The following is a 19901-nucleotide window of genomic DNA, read 5'->3' as shown; positions in this document are numbered from 1 at the left end:
GTTTGTAGACCCTAAATTTATTATAAGTTACTTGTAGAAGCTTTCGTCCAGGCCCGCTCGAGTAACCAGTCCGTCACATGGTGCGAATCGGTCACCATATTTCTGAGCGTGTTCATTCATTAACTCAACGACTTTCTTGATGCCCAATGAGTCCATGTAACGGAATGGTCCACCTAGGAAAGGTGGGAAGCCGATACCGAAGATCGCACCAATGTCACCGTCTCTCGGACTGCGAATAATACCTTCATCCAAACAGCGAACCGCTTCGTTGAGCATTGGTAATACGCAGCGAATCGCAATCTCTTTTTCTGCCATTGAGACTTCAGGTTTTAGACCTAGCACGCTATAGACTGAGCTATCAACCGTCTTCTTCTTACCCTTGTAGGTGTAGAAACCTTTACCCGACTTACGGCCTTTACGACCATCGTTGAGAAGCTTGTCGAACACGTCAGGACCTTGGAATCGCTCACCGAGCTCGTTGACCAAGATAGGCATGATCTTCGCGCCGATATCGACACCGACTTCATCGAGTAGTGTGATTGGACCGACCGGGAATCCGAAATCAAGCAAGGCTCTGTCCAGTGACTCAATCGGCTCGTTAGCCAACAGCACATTCGCTGACTCATTCATGTAAGGTGCAAGAATACGGTTTACGTAGAAACCAGCCTGGTCTTTTACCACAATCGGCGTCTTACCCTGCTTTCTGGCAAACTGCACCATAGTCGCGATGGTCTCTTCGGACGTCGTCTCGTGTGGAATGACCTCAACGAGTGGCATCTTGTCCGCAGGGCTAAAGTAGTGCAGGCCGACGACATTTTCTGGTCGCTCTGCTTTTTCGGCGATTTGAGCGATTGGGATCGATGATGTGTTAGTGGCAAAAATGGTCGTTGGCTTAGCGTGTGTCTCCACATCGTTGACCATTTGCTGCTTGAGACCTAAATCTTCAAATACCGCTTCGACCACCACGTCCGCTTTATTGAAGCCAGTAAAGTCAGTACCACCTGCCATCTGAAGCATCTGAGCCTGCAAATCTGCCTTAGAGATGATGCGGCGCTTGCGCTTCTTCTCTAGCAATTTGAAGTTGTAACCGAGCGCGTTGACGATACCGTCATTAGAAACATCTTTAATGCGCACTGGGACTTTCGCTTTGCTCACAGTAACGTGAGTAATACCCGCTCCCATTAAGCCACCACCAAGCACGACCGCATTACTCACACTGTTTGGCGGAGCATCACTACCGAACTCTTTCTTCATCTCTGTGGTAGCGAAGAAGATAGAGCGCAGAGCTTTAGACTCTGAGGTCATGACAAGCTCACCAAAGCGCTTGGCTTCATTCTCAAGACCTTTTGTCATGCCCTTTTCAAGACCAAAGCGAATCACATCTAGAATGGCATCGGCAGCCGGATAGTTGCCACGAGTCTTCTCGTTGGTCTTTTTCGCTGCTTGGTCAAAAATAACTTTTCGCCCCAAACCAGTACCTGACATAAGTACTTCTTTTTTGGTTAGCTTCTTAGCTTTGCGCTTTTTGCCTTTTTCCAAAAACTGCTTCGCTACGTCAAGTAGGATCGTCTTAGGAACACTGGCATCAACCACACCTAGCTTCTTGGCTTTTTTAGCGCGAAGCTGTTTGCCGGTTAAGATAAGATCCAGTGATGGCAGCAAACCAATCAATCTAGGCAAGCGCTGAGTACCACCAGAGCCTGGCAGCAAACCAAGCTGAACTTCTGGCAGACCTAGTTTAGTAATGTCCGCATCACTACATACACGGTAATCACATGCTAGCGCGAGCTCTAGACCGCCGCCTAAACAAGGGCCGTGAATCGCAGAAACCACAGGGAAAGGCAAATCTGAGAGCTGCTGGAACATCTCTTGGCCTTTGGCTGCTAGTGCTTGCGCCTCTTCTGCTGAAGTACACGCATCTAACATTCTCACGTCTGCGCCAGCAATAAAATTATCAGGCTTAAGAGAATGAACGATTAACCCTTTAAGGTCGGATTTTTTCTCTTCTAGTTCAGCAAACAGCTGCGACATTTCTTCTGCAAAGGCCGCTTGCAGGGTATTCATTTTCTCGCCGGGTACATCAATACCAAGCCATGCGATGTTCTGTTCATCAACCGAAAGATGAAAGGCTTTTTGTTCACTCATTATTCTACCTCCAGAACCATTGCTGCACCCAGACCACCTGCTGCACATGCCGTGTTAAGGGCTAGCCCACCGCCACGTCGTTTCAGCTCATTCAACGTTTGTGTAATCATTCGCGCGCCTGTTGCGGCAAATGGGTGACCGTAGGCAAGCGAGCCACCTAACACGTTGAACTTGTCCATGTCGATTTCGCCGATAGCTTGCGAGCGACCCAGTTTTTCTTTCGCGAATTTCTCACTCGCAAACATCTTCACATTCGACAGCGCTTGAGCGGCGAACGCCTCGTGCATATCAATCAGAGTCAAATCGGATAGAGAGATACCTGCGCGATCCAATGCCATCGGCGTCGCATAAGAAGGTCCCATCAGCATGTCTTCACGCACACCAATTGCTGAAAATGCGTACGAGCGGATGTAGCCTTTGATTTCTAGTCCCAACTCTTTTGCGCGGCCTTCTCGCATAAGCATAATCGCAGCAGCACCATCGGTAAGTGGCGTACTGTTGGCAGCAGTCACACTGCCGTATTGTCTATCGAACGCTGGACGTAACTTGCTATAGCTTGAGAGTTCTGAGTCATGGCGGATGTTGTTGTCTTCATCCAAGCTCTTTTTATATGGCTCAGGAAATGCCGACATTACCTCGTCACGCACTTTACCTTCCTTCCACGCTTGAGACGCAAGAGTGTGTGAGCGGTGCGCCAGTTCGTCTTGTTCTAAGCGGCTGATACCGTGAGACTTCGCCATCTGCTCAGCGGTCTGTCCCATAGACAGTCCCGTTGAATACTCAGCCACCGCTGGCGGTACTGGCATTAAATCTTTAAACGATAACTTTTTAAGAATGTTGAGCTTTTGACCTACGGTTTTTGTTTTACTTAGCGCAAGTAGGTTCGCAGCAAGTTTTTTAGAGACGCCAATAGGCAGTACTGAAGAAGAGTCTGCACCACCAGCGATACCCGCATCGATAGTGCCAGCCATAATGCTTTCGCACACATTAGCCGCAGCTTGGAAGCTGGTAGCACAAGCGCGCGTCACACTGTACGCATCAGTATGGATGTTCATACCTGTTCCAAGCACGATTTCACGAGCAATGTTTGGCGCTTCAGGCATCTGCACTACCTGACCAAATACCACTTGGTCGATCAACTTAGGATCGATGTCGGTGCGTGCCATCATTTCGGCTACAACCATTTTTCCTAAATCTACTGCTGGTACTTGACTAAACTCGGTACTTTGACGGGCAAAAGGGGTACGAAGCCCCGCCACAACAGCAATTCGCTCACCGTTTCGAGTGGTGAGATCGATTTTCCCCACTTCCTTACTGCTCATAGTTTCTCCTTCCTAAAGAGGTCTGACCACGCGCATTGTAACGAGATTGTTAATGATTTAAAACAACCGTTTGATAAATATTGGTGGTTTTATTGAATAACGTGATAGGGTCGACCAAAATGGAATATGAGATTTGCGTAAAGTCGGCAACAATATGGTGTGAGAAAACAAGAAGATATCGGTAGGATTTCAGACAAAAAAAAACCACACAGATAATTGTGTGGTTGGAATCTCTAAAGCAATTAACTTGCGCCAATTGAAAATAATCAGTTTCCTGATTAGGAGAAAGTAAAGTCAGCCTTCAAAAGGAAGTGTCATCTTGCTCAACATGTTAGTCCCGAAAGACCAACGAGATGACAGGGTCTAATATAACTTCTCCACAGGTCGGAATTTTGAACTAGATCAATTTTGTGTGACTTTACTGACACCGCGGAACAAAAAATAGAGTTCACAGAGCGAAAACGGGGGCTCCTGTGTCATTAATTAAAAATTTTGGAAATAAATTCTCCAAACGTCCGGTCAACTCGGATATGGACAAACAAAGAAAGTACGAAGCACTGGTACGTGCTTATCATCGCGACCTATATCGGTACGCCTATTGGCTGTGTAAAGACAAGCCAGTGGCTGAGGATTTAGTTCAAGAAACTTGCCTTCGTGCATGGAAGTCGTTAGACAGCCTGCAAGACGAAAAGGCAGCGAAGTCGTGGCTCATCACTATCCTTCGCAGAGAAAACGCAAGACGCTTTGAGCGCAAGCAGTTTGATCTGGTGGATATCGATGACTACGGCAATGATGCCAAGGTTTCTGATGATCCGCACCACCAACAGGAATGGCTTCAAGCACAAATTATGAAACTCGATGTCGAGTATCGAGAACCACTTTTCTTACAAGTCGTAGGTGGATTTAGTGGTGAAGAGATCGGTAATATACTCGACTTAAACAAGAATACTGTTATGACTCGATTATTTAGAGCTCGAAACCAGCTTAAAGAGATGCTTGAGTCTGAGGATGCACATAGGGGGCAACAAAATGGATGAGTTAGAATTCCGTCGTCGCGTTATGTCCGATCCTAAGGCAAGAGATCCTGAGCTGTTGGAGGCGACCAAAAACAGTGAGGCTAACGCTAAATACTTAGAAGAAATTCTGGGGTTAGATGCGCGTATCGAACAGGCAATGAAAGTTGACGTGCCTGATGATCTTGCCGATCGTATTTTGTTCAACCAGCCGCCTGAGAATAATGTAGTCAAGGTAAGCTTTAGTAAAAGAGCATTATCATTGGCTGCCTCTGTGGCGTTTGCGTTTGGTTTGCTTGTTGGTCAGGTTAACTGGGGTAATGTTGTTGTGTCTGACGCACAAGCATCACTCCCAGAGATGGCCATGGAGCATTTCAACGCTGAGAAAAGCTTTATTGAATCTTTGGATGAAAATCCGTCTAAAGACCAAATCAATGCCAAGCTATTGCCGTTTGCTTACCAGTTAGGGCAAAATTTTCCGTACCACGTTTTCTACATTAATCACTGTGGATTTGGTGATTCAAATGCGATGCACATCGTGTTTGAAGGCGAGAAGGGCAAAGTCACTATGTTTTTGACAAGAATTCCAACCGAGCAAGTAGAGAACTTCGACAAGGATGGAATGTCAGGCATGGTTAAGCCAATGGGAGATGCGAGCTTTGTTCTAGTAGGTGAAGAAGGTGAAAACCTAGATAAGATCGGCGAAAAGATTAATAAGATCCTTAATCCTGCATAAAAACCTATTATAAAAGGGTCAACTCCGTCGAGTTGACCCTTTTTTGTTTCCTGAAGCACTTTTTAGAGTAACCACTCTAAATATACGCATAATCGATGCTTTTACTGTCAGTTAGTCGGCATTTATATACTTTTTGCGTCATTTTGATTACTGGTCTGATTTCTAATGTCTATACTAGCGATTAGGATCAGCCCCAAAATTGAGCTTTAACTCAATTTTAACCAATTAACGCCCATAAGAGGCGATGACAAAAAAAGGATGTATACTAAATGACTACTTCGCGTCTGTATAAAAAAACACTATTAGCAGTGGCAGTTTCGTCACTCACATTAGCCTCCACTCAAGCAACAGCAGCCGGTTTCCAGCTCAACTCTCAATCAGCAACAGGCCTAGGTCGTGCATTTGCGGGTGACGCAGTTATTGCAGATAACGCATCTGTAATGGCACGTAACGCGGCAGCGATGACACTGTTCGACACTCACCAATTTTCTGGTGGTGTAAATGTAATCAGCTCAAGCATCGACATCAAAGACATCGGTGGTGCTGGTTCTCCTCCATACGGTGTGCAAGAAGCAAACGCTAACAACTCTGCTAACTCACCTGTTCCGAACATTTACTACATCCACCGTCTAAATGACAAATGGGCATTGGGTGCAGGTATCTACTCTAACTTTGGCACCACAAACAATTTTGATGATTCTTTCGGTAATAACAACTTAGCTAAAGTTTATGGCGGTACCACTGAAATCTCGAGTATCAACTATACCCTTAATGTTGCTTATAGAATCAACGAGCAATGGAGCGTTGGTGGTGGTTTAGATATCGTTGACGGCTCTGGTAAACTAAAACGAGAAACTTCTCCAGGCACACCATCTCCAGGTGCTCCGGTTGATCCTATTGGTCAACAAGCAGTAGTTGATATTGATGCTTCTGGCATTGGCTATGGCTTTAACCTTGGTACGGTATTCGAACTAAACGAAAATAACCGATTTGGTTTGGCATACCACTACAGTCCAGCGGTAGAGGCTAGCGGCACTGTCAAATTTGGACCAAATATTTCAATTGGTGGAACGCCTATTTCGTCACAAAATACGTACGACCATGTGACACTTCCGCTCCCGAGTATGGTTGAATTCTCTGGTTACCACAAACTTGAAGACACAAAGTTCGCTGTACACTATAGTCTTCAATGGATTGGTTGGAGCGTTTTCGACAAGATCGAAACTAATGACAACACTCTAATTAAAGAATACAACTGGAAAGATGGTTACCATGTTGCACTGGGTGGTACATACTACTTAAACGATGCTTGGACGCTGCGTGCAGGTTATATGTATGACACTGCTGCACAAGATCAGCTAACGTCAATCTCTGTACCAGACTCTGATCGTCATTGGTTCTCATTTGGTGCAGGTTATCACTTCAAGAAACATCACACTGTTGACCTTGGCTTCACTTACCTAATGGGTCAGGACGTATCGGTTACGGAAGTAAACCCACTAGCGCCAGATCTAACTGCAACAACACGTGCTAACGCTATCCTAGCTGGTATCCAATACAGCTACAGCTTCTAAGCTAGCTCGTCAATATCATTTAAGGGTCGATTTATCGACCCTTTTTGTTGTCTTCTTAACACCTACTGGTCCAACCTTACCCTTCCAAACCTTTACATCTGTACGCTGAGTTTTCACAACATCCTGATAACAACCAGCACATTCACCCATCAAATGAACTCTGCCCATATATAATTTCAAAAATACACTTTTTGTCACAAATTAGTTTTAAAGTCTTTACTCTAAAAATAGAATCTTCGCTCTAAACGCAAATAATTTGAGCGAACAATAATGATAAATTCAAAATACACTCCCCTTGCAATTGCAGTGGTAATGGGCACCTTAGCGTCTGCACAAGCGTCTGCAGCAGGCTTTCAACTTGCTGAATATTCAGCGACGGGCCTAGGTCGTGCGTACGCTGGTGAAGCAGCAATGGCTGATAACGCGGGTGCACAGTGGCGTAACCCTGCGATGCTAACTTATTTGGAAGGTACACAGATTTCTGGTGGTGTGCTTTATGTTGAGCCGAATATTGACGTTAAAGGTACTTCTAGCACGCTTGGTTACACTGAAGCGAAAGACATCGCTAACAGCGCGCCAGTACCGAATCTATACGTATCACATCAGATCAACGATAAGTGGTTTGCTGGTTTAGCGCTTGGCTCCAACTATGGCATGGAAACCAACCTCGGTAGTGATTTCAAAGCAACTCAGTATGGTAATGAAGCGAAGATCATGACCGTTGAAGCCGTTGCTAGCCTTGGCTATCAAATCAATGACGCAATTAGCGTTGGTGGTGGCGTTCGCTATGTTACTGGTGAAGGCAAAATTGGTGCGACAGCCCCATTCTCTACCCCTCTTCCAGGTGGTATCAATGTCAACAAAGGCGATTACCTCAAGTATGTAGAAGGCACCGATTCTTCATGGGGCTATGTACTTGGTGCAGCTTGGCAAATTAATCCCGACCACCGTATTGGTTTCGCATACAAATCTGAAGTCATGATGGATTTCGAGGGTCACGGTGAAGGCATTGGATTTGGCTTTGCAGGCAAAAAGGATGGTAAACTGAGCGTTGCTCTACCCGCAACGGCAGAGCTATCTTCGTTCCATCAACTAACTCAGCAATGGGCAATGCACGCGAGCATCAACTGGACACAATGGAGCAGCTTCGACAAACTAGAAGCTGAATTTGTTGATGGTCAGGTATCACCAATCAAAACAGAAAACTGGAAAGACAGCTACCGCTTAGCACTTGGTACTACCTATCAGCTGAATAAAGAGATCACACTGCGTGGCGGTATCGCTTACGACATGTCTGCTGTTGATGATAAATACCGTACAACGACCATTCCAGAGACAGATCGTACTTGGCTAAGTGCTGGTCTTACTTACGCGTTTTCTAAGCAATTTACGCTTGATGGTGGTCTAACCTACATCATGGCTCGAGACGCTTCTATTACTGAGCCAAGAGATGAACTTGACGAGAAAGTTGAAGCATTTGGTGCGTTTGTAGGTGAAATCTCTGGTGATGTTTGGATCGCTGGTATCCAAGCGAATTACCGCTTCTAAATCCCTAAAAACAGTAAACTACCGTCATCCCCTTGAAAAAGGGGATCTTCCACGTCGCGTAGTAGAATTAACTTGGGACAGCTAAGCAATCACTTTTAGTTTACTACGCGCTTTGGGAGATCTTCACTTCCGTGAAGATGACGAGAAGTGTGATACCGATTGTTCGGAAACCCAATACTAGAAACTACTCATCAAAGCTATCCAAGTAGTCATCAATATACGCTTCTTGTTCCTCATCCACTGTGTCATCGACGATTTCAGCATTGTAGTTTTGACGTTGAATATAGATATCACGAGTCAGTGCGTATGGATCTGGAGACTGCTCTAGCGTCGCTTCTTGAGATACGACTAGCGCCCTCTTCTCCATGCCCTCTAGCGCCCACTTACCAAAGCTTGCCCAGAAGTTAAGTAGCGATGCCGGTGGATATAAACCATCGACGACATCCGCACCCTCACGCAAGATAATCGGACCGTAACCAGGTACCATGATGTATGGTCCCTCGCCTACGCCGTAATGGCCTATTGCATCACCAAACTCTTTCTTATCGTGTTTTTCAATACCGGCTGCAGAGGCGATATCGATAAAGCCCAGAAGACCAAACGTACTGTTGATCCAGAATCGGTTGAAATGATCGAGCGCCTTACCGCCATTACCCATCACAGCGTTGTTCACGGCACTAAAGGGTTCATCGAGGTTAGCGAGGAAGTTACGAACACCGGAGCGAACAGGCACCGGCGTGTAATTAACATAAGCGAGCGAGACAGGTCTGACGAAATAAGGGTCAAGGTAGTCGTAGTTAAGTGCCCACATGGCACGGTTGAAGCCTTCAAATGGGTCGTAAACATCAGCACCCACACTGGCACTGGCTTCAAGCTCCGTTGCTGCAGAACCATCAGAAGTAACAACACTCGACTCGGATGCCACATTTACTTCAGGCACGCTTTCTTCAGACGCTGATGCCAGCGGCTCCGTTTGACTCGATACTGATTGCTGAGTCTCTACCGCCTGCTCTTCATCTGGGGCTGATGCACAGCCAAACAGAAATACGCTAGAAACAAAAACGGCAAAAAGCGCGTGCTTCTTGCCGGTTAATGCTGATTGCATAACCTCATCCATAAGCCAGTACATTCTGCGTTTGGTTTTTTATAGCTCCCTATTTGTCTGATAAATAAGGAATAAACGTCAGACTGTATTAATAACCACTATGGATGAGTATAGCGGCATGCGCGCAGTCAAGCTAGCTAAAGCAACAACTTGGCTACATTTAAATTAATCGCATGCCTTCAGATTCTGATTAGTATTGTTGGTCAATAACCAACTCTACTGTGTCGCCAAGCTCGGCTGGTTGACTCTCACCATACCAGTCGCCATCGCGAGTCGCTACGTTACCGTCGCTATCAACACGCGCTCGAACAATCAAACCTTCAAGGCTTGAAAGCTTGCGTCCTTCCATCATGCTGTTGTTATCATCGAGGACAACGGTACGTGGGAAAGTTCCGAGTGGGTATCGAGCTGCTGCGACAGGCATTGGCGAACCGTCTGCTGGGTGCACAGAGACGATTAGGGCGGCATCCTGTGGTAAGCGTGCATTTGGTGATACGCTAATGTTCACCGCGACCGACTTACCTTGAACGATAGGCTCACCCATCTTAGCTTGAGCATTTTCAATACTGCGAGTTAGCATCTCATAGCGGCTATCTTCAGGACCGATCATTCGCTGCATCACAGACCAGTAACGCACCGCGGCTGGATAGTCTTGACGCTCAAACGCATCAAACGCCAGTAGTGATAACACTCGAAGGTCAACGTACTCAGACTTAAGTAGACTGTTTAGCAATCCACGTGCTCGGTTCTGATCCATCTCATCTTGAGACATCATCAACGCCTGCGCGTAGCCAAGCTTCACATCAGCGTCTTCAGGCTCAAGGCGATAGGCATTTTCCATCGCATCTGTCGCTGTGGTGACATCACGATTGGCTAGTGCAATTCGACCCAGTAGCAACCAACCTGTTGAGTCGTTGCTTTGATAGTGAAGACGAGTACGAAGTGCTAGCGTCAAATCTTGCATTTCGTCTTCTGTCATTGGTTCATCAGTACCTTCCATCAACTTTTTAGAAAGCTCAGGTAGACGACCTGACACTTCTTGCCAGTCTTTCACCTTAGACGCACCGCCAAAATGCATGTACATGCCGTATGTCATCACCACAATCAGAGCAACTGACGGGATCAGTACGGTCATTGGAGACAGTGAGGTTTTTTCTACCTTGTCCTGATGTGGAATATCATCAAGGAGTGATTGTTTTAGGTCATCAATCAGATCCTCTTGGTTTTCCACCAAACCTTCATTGGCTTCTTCTTCAAGCTCGGTTAAACGGTCTCTGTAGAACGCTTTGTTGAGCTCATCACGAAGCTGCTCGTCTTTGTTCACTTTCTTACTGTTAAGCGTCATCGCCAACAACACGACAGCGACAATGACCAATCCGACTGTGGATATCCAAAATAGTGTCATTACTGCTTATCTCCAGTCTCTTTTTCTTCTTCGAGCAAAGCTTTAAGTTTGGCTTCTTTTTCATCACTCCACGTTTCTGCCTCAACCACTTTTTTCGCGCGGTTGTTGCGACTGCGGACAATGATAAGACCGAAACCAAGTACAATCACAAACAGCGGACCAAGCCACAGAATAGAAGTCGCCAGCGTCAGTGGTGGGTTGTAAGTAACGAAGTTACCGTAGCGAGCAATCATGTAATCGACAATCTCGTCTTTAGATTTACCCTCTTTAGTCATCTCATACACTTTTTGGCGAAGGTCCTGCGCAAGCTCTGCATTAGAATCGCCAATGGTGTTGTTCTGACACTTAGGACAGCGAAGCGTATGGCTTAGCTCTTTGAATTGGTTCTCTTGCTCTAAGTTATCAAACTCATGTATCTCAATCGTCGCGTTTACTGAAAACGCCAACACCAAGCTTGATGCCAGTGCGATTAGCCACTTTTTCATTGTGTCGCCTCCTCTAGCATCTGTTGATACATAGGCTGAAGCTTCTCAGTCCAGTTTCGTGCGTTCACATCACCCACATGGCGGTAGCGAATCACACCGTTAGCATCAATAAGGAAGGTCTCAGGCGCACCATATACACCAAGGTCCAAACCTAACATGCCATTGCCATCAAACAAGCTGATTAGATAAGGGTTACCAAGCTCATTTAGCCACTGTACCGCTTTATTGCGCTCATCTTTGTAGTTAAGACCGATGATCTTAACGCCATCAGCAGCCAGTTCGTTTAGGTACTGGTGCTCGGCGTAACATGTTGGACACCAAGTCGCCCATACGTTGAGCAGTAGCGGCTCACCCTTGAAAATCGCTTGGTCGTATATTTTGCCCGGCTCTGCAAGATCCTCTAAGTGAAACTCAGGGACTTCTTTGCCGACCAATACAGACTCTAGCTTGGTTGGGTCATCACCAGCTTGGTTGCGACCAAGCTGGATAGCGAACACAGTGACTAGAATGAGAAACGCAACTAGCGGGATAAATAGAATCTTCTTATTCATTACGCCTCTCCCTCTGCTTTACTACCTTTCCTGAAACGGTAACGTTTATCGCTGATAGCCAGACCACCACCAATCGACATCAGAATCGCACCAAGCCAAATCCAACGTACAAATGGTTTGTGGTAGATACGAACTGCCCACGATTTACCGTCGTCTAGGCGCTCACCCATCGCAATGTAAAGGTCTCGAGTCACGCCACGATCAATCGCTGCTTCTGTCATCATAGACTTAGCGGTGCGATAGAAGCGTTTTTCTGCGTGTAGTGTATTGATGTACTTTCCATCTTTAGTGATTTCAAAGTCGGCAATGTAACCATCGTAGTTCGGGCCGTCTTTGTCGCGTACGCCTTTGAAATAGAAGTCATAGTCGTACACTTGGTAGTGCTCACCTGGCGCAAGTCGAACATCACGCTCGATGCTGTAAATCTGAACCATGGCAATACCAATGATGCTTACTGCTAGACCTAGGTGACCAAAGATCATTGCCCAGTGACTGCGTGGTAGCTTCTTCACACCTTCAGCAAACGTGTGACGGTGCGTAGCACGCTGGTACAGCTCGAAACCGTGCATCGTGATGATCCAAGATGCCATCAACCAGCCCAAGAATGCCATTCCCGTAAAGTACTCAGCAAGCACCACCATCATTAGCGCAGAGAACGCTACTGAGATAATGCCCGAGATCAGCATTGGCTTAGCAAGCGTCGATAGCTTGTCGCGCTTCCAACGGATCAGAGGACCAATACCAAGTAGGAAAGAGAACGGAATCATCAACCAAGCAAATAGCATATCGAAGAATGGTGCACCGATAGAGACTGAGCCCAAACCGATTTGCTTGTGAACCAGCGGTAACAAGGTACCTACCAGAACAACCACGAGTGCTGCCATAAGTAGAACGTTGTTACCAAGTAACGCGTTCTCACGAGATAGAAGGTCAAAGTTACCGCGAGCACGTACTGACGCACCTTTTAGTGCGAACAGAAGTAACGATCCACCGATAACAAACACGAGGAAGCCTAAGATAAACATACCGCGCGATGGGTCAGAGGCAAACGCGTGCACCGATACCAAAATACCTGAACGAACTAAGAAGGTACCGAGCAAACTGAGTGAGAATGCTGAGATTGCTAATAGTACTGTCCACGCTTTGAATGTTCCGCGCTTCTCAGTCACCGCAAGGGAGTGCATCAGAGCGGTACCTGCGAGCCACGGCATAAACGATGCGTTTTCTACTGGATCCCAGAACCACCAGCCGCCCCAGCCAAGTTCGTAGTAAGCCCACCAAGAGCCTAATGCGATACCTAGTGTTAGGAAAACCCACGCCGCCGTTGTCCAAGGACGAGACCAGCGTGCCCATGCCGTATCCAAACGACCTGACATCAGAGAGGCAATCGCGAAAGAGAAGGCAACAGAGAAACCTACGTAACCCATATAGAGCATTGGCGGGTGAATGATTAAGCCCGGGTCTTGCAATAGTGGGTTGAGGTCACGTCCATCTACGGGGAAGAAAGGTAGAGTCCGTAAGAATGGGTTAGAGGTTACGATGATGAACAGCAAGAAGCCGACCGTGATCATACCCATTACGGCTAGAACGCGAGCCACAGATTCTTGAGGCATACCGCGACTGAACGTCGCAACCGCAACGGTCCATGCAGCTTGGATCAATACCCATAACAGCAGTGAACCTTCGTGCGCACCCCATACCGCAGTTAAGCGATAGTACCAGGGCAGTTGGGTATTAGAGTTGTTCGCGACGTACTGAATAGTAAAGTCGTTGACATAAAACGCCCATTCCAAGATAAGGAATGAGATCAATAACATGATGAACATACCCCAAGACAGAGGTCTTGCAGTGTTCATCAACATTGTATTATTTCGTGACGCGCCGAAGAGCGGCAAAATACTCAGAAGCACTGATAAACTCAGAGAGAGTATCAGTGCAAAGTGACCAATTTCAGCAATCATTGACCGCTTCCTTGTTTTTGTTCTGCAGAGTACTGAAGCGGTTCATGTGTCTTCTTCATCGCTTCAGCAATTTCAGGTGGCATGTATTCTTCGTCGTGCTTAGCAAGTACTTCGAATGCCTCGATTTTGGTTGGTTCAACGAGAACACCCTGAGCCACGATACCTTGTCCCTCACGGAACAAATCAGGCAGGATGCCGTTGTAGACCACTGTCACTTTAGGGCCGACATCCGCAAGATCAAAGCTCACACGAAGTGACTCTGAATCGCGGCTGACCGAGCCTTCGACAACCATGCCGCCAATACGCAAACGCTGACCGATTTCAGGCTTTTCGCCGTTCTTCTTACCGTTTACTAGCTCCGTTGGCGTGTAAAACAAGTCCATATTTTGATTAAGTGCATAGAGAATCAAACCCACAGTGGCGCTGATACCAATGAAAATGGCTAAAATGATGCCGAGCCTTTTCTTACGTCTTGGGGTCATAGTGTGTTCTCCATATTCTTAGCCGCGTCGATACGAGCTTGACGATCAACTTTGGCTTGTACGTCTTTAAGAAGTTTTTTACCACGTGACACGCTGGTCACCAGAAGAATAATCATTGCTAAGAAGGTGATACCAAACGCGCTCCAAACATAGGAGGCGTAACCACCCATCGCGAAAAAGTCACTTAAGGATTCAAAATGCATAGTGATTACCCCTTCTGATTTGATCGCGTTGCTAACGCAATCACCCACGGCCTGTGGCCTTCTTTACTAATAATTTCGTTACGCAGACGAATAAGCGTCAGAGCACCGAAGAAAAATGCGAAACCAAAAATGTTGAGCAGAAGTGGCCACAACATGTCATTTGAGATAGAAGGCTTCGCAAACTTAGTGATGGTCGCGCCTTGGTGAAGCGTGTTCCACCACTCTACTGAGAAGTGAATGATTGGCAGGTTAATAACACCAACAATGGCTAGAATGCCGGCTGCCTTAGCTGCCGTTTTTTGGTCATCGAATGCGTGGTAAAGCGCGATAACGCCAAGGTATAAGAATAGCAAGATCAATTCTGAAGTCAGACGAGCATCCCATACCCACCATGCGCCCCACATAGGTTTACCCCATACGGCACCAGTTAAAAGAGCGATAAAGGTGAACACTGCACCGATCGGAGCCATAGCCAATGCGGCCATACTTGAAAGCTTCACTTGCCACACCAAGCCAACAAAAGCAGCGATGGCCATCGACATGTAAACACCCATCGACCAAATGGCAGATGGCACGTGTATGTAGATGATTCTGAAACTATCACCTTGTTGGTAATCGGCAGGCGCATAAGCTAGCCCCCACACGGTACCAATCGATAGACAGGCTAATGCAAGCGTAGCAAACCACGGAAGTAGCGTGCCACACAGGTTGTAAGTGGTTTCGGGTTTGGCATAGGGATGAAGCCATTTCCACATAGTGTTTCTCACTCTTTGACGACATTCTTCACATTGCGTTGGCAATGATATTGGCGCTATTGTTTTAGTTTACGCTGACTCTTAGGGCTGCGCTGATGGCAAACGGGGTTAGAGTCATTGCACCCGCAAGCATCGCAGCCAATAAAGCTAACTGACCATTATACGCAACCCCCAAGGAAGCAGCATCAATAGCAGAAGTAGCAAATATTAGAATTGGGATATAGAGCGGCAGAACAAGCAAACTCAGTAGTACGCCGCCTTTTTGTAACCCCACCGTTAGCGCGACACCAATCGCGCCAATAAAACTTAACGTAGGTGTACCGACCAACAGGGTCAGTACTACCGCAATCCATGTATTGCTATCTAGTGACAGCAAGATAGCCAACAGCGGGCTAATAATAATCAGTGGCAAACCAGTGAGGAGCCAATGCGCTATGATTTTTGCCATTACCACAAGCTGAAGCGGTATTGGCATCAGCATCATCTGCTCAAGTGAACCGTCTTGAAAGTCATCTTTAAATAGACGCTCCAACGATAACAGCGCCGAAAGCAATGCCGCTACCCATACGATGCCCGCTGAAATACGAGCAAGTAAATTTGGCTCCGGACCAATGCTCAATGGAAACAGCGTGATAACGATAATAAAGAACCAAAGTGGATTAAAAATATCCGCTTGGCGACGAAATGCGATCAACAGTTCACGACGGATGATTTTCATCATGGAATTAAGCATCATCGATCACACTCCTAACACAATTTTTCTTAGTTTAGGGTTATCGCTAAACATATCTTGGTGAGTCGTCAGTAACACAATCCCACCCTTGTTAGCGTGCTCTAAGAACAAGTTCTCCAGCACTTTAACGCCTTGCTTATCAATCGCAGTCAGCGGCTCATCAAGGATCCAAAGCATCTGTTCGCTTAACCAAAGGCGCGCCAACGCAACGCGTCGTTGCTGACCTGCAGACAACTGAGCAACCGGTACATCTTCACGGCCCGCTAAACCTACTTGAGTTAGCGCGGCAAAAATTTGTTCATCGGTAGTGTGAGGAGCATGGATAGATTGGTAGAACCTAAGATTTTCTAGAGCAGTAAGATCGCGCTTAACACCAGTTTGATGTCCGAGAAATAACAGTGCATGGTGGAAATCTTCTCGATTCGATTCGATGGTTTCACCATTCCACTTGATCTCCCCTTCTTCTTTATCACCCAGTCCGGCAACGATACGCATCAGCGTCGTTTTGCCTGTTCCATTGCGACCTTCAATCTGTACGAGATCACCGGATTGTAACGAAAATGATAAATTCTCGAAGAGTACGCGCTCATCACGAATCGCGGTTAAATTTGTTACTTCTAACATTCAATTAAACACTGGTTCGACTGGGCGTCCATCTTACCATAGCTACTCTAGCGTGAAACGATAATGATCAAATACTCTTCACGAAACTTAGTAAGAAACAATAAATTACTGTTCTTTAACTGAAATATATAACCACAAAGTGGTATACGCTAACATAATCCTTCACATTTCGATGAAACATAGAATACCAAACTGCATTCAATGGGCGAATTGGAAAGCGTAAAAGATTGTTACCGTTGTTATTTTGACATTAACGTGGCATCAATATTTCATTAATGCCACGTTAAGTTAGCGAGGTCGTTTTTGGGGAGAATATTGCGACGCAGGTCGACGCTGAGGTTGAGCACGGTCTTTGTGGAGAGGCGGAACCTTCTCCTTACCTGCGATTTTCTTTTGCAAAGAGAGCATCAACTCAGCTTCCGCTTTTGGCAGTTCACACTCTTCTATAAGCTCGTTGATATCGGCACCCAAACGAACCATTTTATTGGCACGAGTATAAAGGCGACCATCATTGTCGACGTTTTCTAGCTCAATGATGCGCTCGGTTAGATGAACGATAATCTCTTCTTGCTCAGAGACCTTTTGTCCAAGACCAACCAACACAGAGCGTACTTCAAGTAGTTGCTTGTTGCACTTCTCCACTTCTTTCTCGAGTGCACGCTTTTGCTGACGTGCATGTGTCTTGTGCATGTTTAACCCACGATGCACTTTCACCAACCAAACGAAAAGGACAACGACAACCGCCACCCCTCCCCAGAGAAGAGGTGACGTCAAAGACACAGCATCAAGCATTATAGGTAAGCCATCTCATCCCACTCATCTTCAGAGAGTAGTTTATTAAGGTCAACAAGGATAAGAAGTTTACCATCACGGTTGCTCACGCCTTGGATAAACTTGGCGCTTTCATCAGTACCCACACTTGGTGTCGTGTCGATTTCTGAAGAACGTAGGTAAACGACTTCTGCAACGCTATCAACCAAGATACCAATCACTTGGCGCTCTGATTCAATCACGATGATGCGAGTGTTGTCCGTGATTTCGCCCTGCATAAGACCAAAGCGTGAACGGGTATCGATAACAGTAACCACGTTACCACGCAGGTTGATAATACCCAGTACATAATCTGGAGCACCTGGTACGGGTGCAATTTCTGTGTAACGCAGAACTTCACGTACCTGCATTACGTTGATGCCGTAAGTTTCCTCTTCTAGTTGAAAAGTCACCCATTGAAGAACTTCATCGTTCGATTGTTCTTTTCTTAGTTCAACATCCATCGTTTGAGACATAGTCTTCCTCTCAATTTCATCTTCAACACCGACATAATGAACATCGAGTGTTTAGCATCAATATTGTTAATTACTGTACTGATTTAACATCTAAACCAGCATTAAGCATATCTATTAGTTCAGACACATGAACCAGCGCACACATTTGCTGTTTAACCATGCCAGCAAGCCAAGGACGCTTACCTGCTTTCTCACGCCAGCGAACCGCTTCAGGCGCCAGCTGTTCGGTGCCCTTTAGTTCTGTGGCTGCCAGTCCCCAGTTACTCTCGCCCAACATCACAATATATTGGTAATCTTCTTTGTGGCTATCATCTTGCAGCACATCAGACATTACCCACATTGCGGTGTCGACGACATCGAGCTTATTCTCACGGCTGGACTGCAGACCGAGATACCAAGCTGGGCGACCAATTAGGTGACTGAGTTCGGCAATTTGATGTATGCCACCTAGTTCGTCTAGGGGGACAGCAAACGTCATGCCGTTCACATCAAAGTAGAGAACCTGAAATCCTTCAGTGCGTTCGCCGTTTTGCCAAACAACCTCAGCTCCACCACCATTGCTAGAGTCTAAATAACTTGCGGTTGCTTCAATACTATCGGCAGCTTGCTCTAGCTCTTGAGCATCCATTGAAATCTGTACGGGTTCGAATGACTCCGTAACGGTTTCTGTTTCAGTAACTGGATGCTCTGACTCAATACTCGTGACGTCCCAGCTCTGAATTTCTTCTTCAACGGGCACTTCCACTTCAGGGACAACGATTTCTGGTTGAACCTTTGTTTTTACATCGATTTCGGTGTCGACTTCGATATCGACTTGCTGCTGCAAGCCACTAAACAGCTTTTCGAGATTTTTAAGATCGGGTTCTTCAGCAAACTCGTCAAACGCTCGGTCATAATCACCGACAGTGACACGTTGAGTAGCTACTTGCATACTCGGCTGATATGGCTCTGGCTCTGGCTCTGGCTCTGGCTCTGGCTCTGGCTCTGGCTCTGGCTCTGGCTCTGGCTCTGGCTCTGGCTCTGGCTCTGGCTCTGGCTCTGGCTCTGGCTCTGGCTCTGGCTCTGGCTCTGGCTCTGCAGAGACTTCCTGCGATGGTTCACCAAAGTCAACCATGAGTTCTTCGTCTTGCTCGAGGCCAAGCAGCGCAGAAAAATAATCATCCAGCGCTTGTTCACTTGAGAGTGGCGCAGTATCAGCTTTCATCTTGCGCGAGCCTCTCCAAGTAAATCAGTAGTTGTTTGTATGCAAACACACCGCGACTGCCAGCCGCAAAATGAGAGGCCGGCATATGCTTTAAGCTCGCATCACGAAACTTAGTATCAATCGGTACCGCCGAACTCCATACCTGAGATGGGTAATCGTGTTTCAACTGAGTCAAGGTCTGCAAAGATGCACGCGTGCGCTTATCATACATGGTCGGCACAATCGTCACCTTGAATGGACGCTGACGTGACTTCTGCATAATCGCCAAAGTACGAACCATGCGCTCAAGGCCTTTCATCGCCAAAAACTCAGTCTGAACAGGAATCAAGATTCGGTCACTTGCCGCTAGCGCATTGACCATCATCACACCAAGAATCGGTGGACAATCGATAAGGACATAATCGTATTCGTCACGAATAGCCATCAAAGCACGCTTTAAGATAAGCCCCATTCCACTGCGGTTGCCCATTACGCGATCAAGCGTCGCCAGCGACATATGCGCTGGCATGATATCGATATTATCGATATGGGTATTGTGGATGAGCGGCTTCACTCGGCTATCACTAAACTCTTTTAGCTGAAACAGATCGAACAAGCTGTGCGACAGCTGATCTGAATCCATCCCAAGATATGTGGTAAGTGAAGCATGAGGGTCGGTATCGATCAGAAGAACACGGTGCCCTTTTTGACTCAGCAATCCCGCTAATGTCACTGTGGTCGTGGTTTTACCCACGCCCCCTTTTTGGTTAGCAACGCTCCATACGATCAT

Annotated in this window: 20 protein-coding genes; 4 read left to right on the top strand and 16 right to left on the bottom strand. The window is 46.6% G+C overall.

What is annotated here, in order from left to right:
• Window positions 1-27 precede the first annotated feature (27 nt).
• Entirely contained in the window at window positions 28-2145 is a 2118-nt protein-coding gene (gene fadJ / locus LY387_RS04460) for a fatty acid oxidation complex subunit alpha FadJ (RefSeq protein ID WP_234495449.1), read from the bottom strand.
• Entirely contained in the window at window positions 2145-3467 is a 1323-nt protein-coding gene (gene fadI / locus LY387_RS04455; RefSeq protein WP_394150550.1) for an acetyl-CoA C-acyltransferase FadI, read from the bottom strand. The genes fadJ and fadI overlap by 1 nt, the downstream gene beginning before the upstream one ends.
• Before the next feature lie 530 nt (window positions 3468-3997).
• On the opposite strand from fadI, the gene LY387_RS04450 reads away from it, so the two are divergent.
• From LY387_RS04450 to LY387_RS04435, 4 genes are all read left to right on the top strand, one after another.
• Window positions 3998-4504, top strand: a complete 507-nt coding sequence (locus LY387_RS04450) for a sigma-70 family RNA polymerase sigma factor (protein ID WP_234495448.1) — start codon at window positions 3998-4000, stop codon at window positions 4502-4504.
• Entirely contained in the window at window positions 4497-5216 is a 720-nt protein-coding gene (locus LY387_RS04445; RefSeq protein ID WP_234495447.1) for a DUF3379 family protein, read from the top strand. Before LY387_RS04450 ends, LY387_RS04445 begins: the two co-directional genes overlap by 8 nt.
• A 269-nt stretch (window positions 5217-5485) precedes the next feature.
• Window positions 5486-6790: an outer membrane protein transport protein gene (locus LY387_RS04440; protein WP_234495446.1), complete on the top strand. Its 1305-nt coding sequence runs from the start codon at window positions 5486-5488 to the stop codon at window positions 6788-6790.
• A gap of 273 nt (window positions 6791-7063) precedes the next feature.
• Window positions 7064-8338 carry an outer membrane protein transport protein gene (locus tag LY387_RS04435; RefSeq protein ID WP_419153439.1) on the top strand — a complete coding sequence of 425 codons (1275 nt, stop codon included), beginning with the start codon at window positions 7064-7066 and terminating at the stop codon, window positions 8336-8338.
• Window positions 8339-8522: 184 nt separating this feature from the next.
• Here the strand turns inward: LY387_RS04435 and LY387_RS04430 are convergent, their stop codons facing one another.
• From LY387_RS04430 to LY387_RS04365, 14 genes are all read right to left on the bottom strand, one after another.
• On the bottom strand, window positions 8523-9443 hold the full coding sequence (locus LY387_RS04430) for a VacJ family lipoprotein (RefSeq protein ID WP_234495445.1): 921 nt from the start codon (window positions 9441-9443) through the stop codon (window positions 8523-8525).
• Between the two features lie 190 nt (window positions 9444-9633).
• Window positions 9634-10848: a c-type cytochrome biogenesis protein CcmI gene (ccmI, locus tag LY387_RS04425; protein ID WP_234495444.1), complete on the bottom strand. Its 1215-nt coding sequence runs from the start codon at window positions 10846-10848 to the stop codon at window positions 9634-9636.
• Window positions 10848-11333 carry a cytochrome c-type biogenesis protein gene (locus tag LY387_RS04420; RefSeq protein WP_128649461.1) on the bottom strand — a complete coding sequence of 162 codons (486 nt, stop codon included), beginning with the start codon at window positions 11331-11333 and terminating at the stop codon, window positions 10848-10850. The genes ccmI and LY387_RS04420 overlap by 1 nt, the downstream gene beginning before the upstream one ends.
• The gene (locus LY387_RS04415) at window positions 11330-11884 is read right to left on the bottom strand and encodes a DsbE family thiol:disulfide interchange protein (protein WP_234495443.1); all 555 of its coding nucleotides are present in this window, start codon (window positions 11882-11884) and stop codon (window positions 11330-11332) included. Before LY387_RS04415 ends, LY387_RS04420 begins: the two co-directional genes overlap by 4 nt.
• On the bottom strand, window positions 11884-13845 hold the full coding sequence (locus tag LY387_RS04410; protein WP_234495442.1) for a heme lyase CcmF/NrfE family subunit: 1962 nt from the start codon (window positions 13843-13845) through the stop codon (window positions 11884-11886). The genes LY387_RS04415 and LY387_RS04410 overlap by 1 nt, the downstream gene beginning before the upstream one ends.
• Window positions 13842-14327, bottom strand: a complete 486-nt coding sequence (ccmE, locus tag LY387_RS04405) for a cytochrome c maturation protein CcmE (RefSeq protein ID WP_042478494.1) — start codon at window positions 14325-14327, stop codon at window positions 13842-13844. The genes LY387_RS04410 and ccmE overlap by 4 nt, the downstream gene beginning before the upstream one ends.
• Entirely contained in the window at window positions 14324-14530 is a 207-nt protein-coding gene (gene ccmD / locus LY387_RS04400; RefSeq protein ID WP_042478492.1) for a heme exporter protein CcmD, read from the bottom strand. Before ccmD ends, ccmE begins: the two co-directional genes overlap by 4 nt.
• A 5-nt stretch (window positions 14531-14535) precedes the next feature.
• Window positions 14536-15285, bottom strand: coding sequence for a heme ABC transporter permease (locus tag LY387_RS04395; protein ID WP_234495441.1), 750 nt, complete (start codon window positions 15283-15285; stop codon window positions 14536-14538).
• Between the two features lie 64 nt (window positions 15286-15349).
• Complete coding sequence (gene ccmB / locus LY387_RS04390) at window positions 15350-16018, bottom strand: heme exporter protein CcmB (RefSeq protein WP_042478552.1); 669 nt, start codon at window positions 16016-16018, stop codon at window positions 15350-15352.
• Between the two features lie 6 nt (window positions 16019-16024).
• The gene (ccmA, locus tag LY387_RS04385; RefSeq protein WP_042478490.1) at window positions 16025-16642 is read right to left on the bottom strand and encodes a cytochrome c biogenesis heme-transporting ATPase CcmA; all 618 of its coding nucleotides are present in this window, start codon (window positions 16640-16642) and stop codon (window positions 16025-16027) included.
• 288 nt (window positions 16643-16930) lie between these two features.
• Window positions 16931-17434 carry a DUF2802 domain-containing protein gene (locus LY387_RS04380; protein WP_234495440.1) on the bottom strand — a complete coding sequence of 168 codons (504 nt, stop codon included), beginning with the start codon at window positions 17432-17434 and terminating at the stop codon, window positions 16931-16933.
• Window positions 17434-17928: a chemotaxis protein CheW gene (locus LY387_RS04375; RefSeq protein WP_042478487.1), complete on the bottom strand. Its 495-nt coding sequence runs from the start codon at window positions 17926-17928 to the stop codon at window positions 17434-17436. The genes LY387_RS04380 and LY387_RS04375 overlap by 1 nt, the downstream gene beginning before the upstream one ends.
• A gap of 70 nt (window positions 17929-17998) precedes the next feature.
• Window positions 17999-19132, bottom strand: a complete 1134-nt coding sequence (locus tag LY387_RS04370) for a chemotaxis protein CheW (RefSeq protein ID WP_234495439.1) — start codon at window positions 19130-19132, stop codon at window positions 17999-18001.
• Window positions 19122-19901, bottom strand: a complete 780-nt coding sequence (locus LY387_RS04365) for a ParA family protein (RefSeq protein WP_234495438.1) — start codon at window positions 19899-19901, stop codon at window positions 19122-19124. Before LY387_RS04365 ends, LY387_RS04370 begins: the two co-directional genes overlap by 11 nt.

Origin of the sequence: Vibrio maritimus (assembly GCF_021441885.1) — a bacterium.
In the GTDB taxonomy this organism is placed as follows: domain Bacteria; phylum Pseudomonadota; class Gammaproteobacteria; order Enterobacterales; family Vibrionaceae; genus Vibrio; species Vibrio maritimus_B.
This window is presented reverse-complemented; position numbering and strand designations above follow the sequence as displayed.

What these genes read in the sequence shown, in the direction of transcription:
- fadJ (WP_234495449.1), bottom strand. Translation starts at nt 2,145, where the DNA reads ATGAGTGAACAAAAAGCCTTTCATCTTTCGGTTGATGAACAGAACATC.
- fadI (WP_394150550.1), bottom strand. Translation starts at nt 3,467, where the DNA reads ATGAGCAGTAAGGAAGTGGGGAAAATCGATCTCACCACTCGAAACGGT.
- LY387_RS04450 (WP_234495448.1), top strand. Translation starts at nt 3,998, where the DNA reads ATGGACAAACAAAGAAAGTACGAAGCACTGGTACGTGCTTATCATCGC.
- LY387_RS04445 (WP_234495447.1), top strand. Translation starts at nt 4,497, where the DNA reads ATGGATGAGTTAGAATTCCGTCGTCGCGTTATGTCCGATCCTAAGGCA.
- LY387_RS04440 (WP_234495446.1), top strand. Translation starts at nt 5,486, where the DNA reads ATGACTACTTCGCGTCTGTATAAAAAAACACTATTAGCAGTGGCAGTT.
- LY387_RS04430 (WP_234495445.1), bottom strand. Translation starts at nt 9,443, where the DNA reads ATGCAATCAGCATTAACCGGCAAGAAGCACGCGCTTTTTGCCGTTTTT.
- ccmI (WP_234495444.1), bottom strand. Translation starts at nt 10,848, where the DNA reads ATGACACTATTTTGGATATCCACAGTCGGATTGGTCATTGTCGCTGTC.
- LY387_RS04420 (WP_128649461.1), bottom strand. Translation starts at nt 11,333, where the DNA reads ATGAAAAAGTGGCTAATCGCACTGGCATCAAGCTTGGTGTTGGCGTTT.
- LY387_RS04415 (WP_234495443.1), bottom strand. Translation starts at nt 11,884, where the DNA reads ATGAATAAGAAGATTCTATTTATCCCGCTAGTTGCGTTTCTCATTCTA.
- LY387_RS04410 (WP_234495442.1), bottom strand. Translation starts at nt 13,845, where the DNA reads ATGATTGCTGAAATTGGTCACTTTGCACTGATACTCTCTCTGAGTTTA.
- ccmE (WP_042478494.1), bottom strand. Translation starts at nt 14,327, where the DNA reads ATGACCCCAAGACGTAAGAAAAGGCTCGGCATCATTTTAGCCATTTTC.
- ccmD (WP_042478492.1), bottom strand. Translation starts at nt 14,530, where the DNA reads ATGCATTTTGAATCCTTAAGTGACTTTTTCGCGATGGGTGGTTACGCC.
- LY387_RS04395 (WP_234495441.1), bottom strand. Translation starts at nt 15,285, where the DNA reads ATGTGGAAATGGCTTCATCCCTATGCCAAACCCGAAACCACTTACAAC.
- ccmB (WP_042478552.1), bottom strand. Translation starts at nt 16,018, where the DNA reads ATGCTTAATTCCATGATGAAAATCATCCGTCGTGAACTGTTGATCGCA.
- ccmA (WP_042478490.1), bottom strand. Translation starts at nt 16,642, where the DNA reads ATGTTAGAAGTAACAAATTTAACCGCGATTCGTGATGAGCGCGTACTC.
- LY387_RS04380 (WP_234495440.1), bottom strand. Translation starts at nt 17,434, where the DNA reads ATGCTTGATGCTGTGTCTTTGACGTCACCTCTTCTCTGGGGAGGGGTG.
- LY387_RS04375 (WP_042478487.1), bottom strand. Translation starts at nt 17,928, where the DNA reads ATGTCTCAAACGATGGATGTTGAACTAAGAAAAGAACAATCGAACGAT.
- LY387_RS04370 (WP_234495439.1), bottom strand. Translation starts at nt 19,132, where the DNA reads ATGAAAGCTGATACTGCGCCACTCTCAAGTGAACAAGCGCTGGATGAT.
- LY387_RS04365 (WP_234495438.1), bottom strand. Translation starts at nt 19,901, where the DNA reads ATGATCGTATGGAGCGTTGCTAACCAAAAAGGGGGCGTGGGTAAAACC.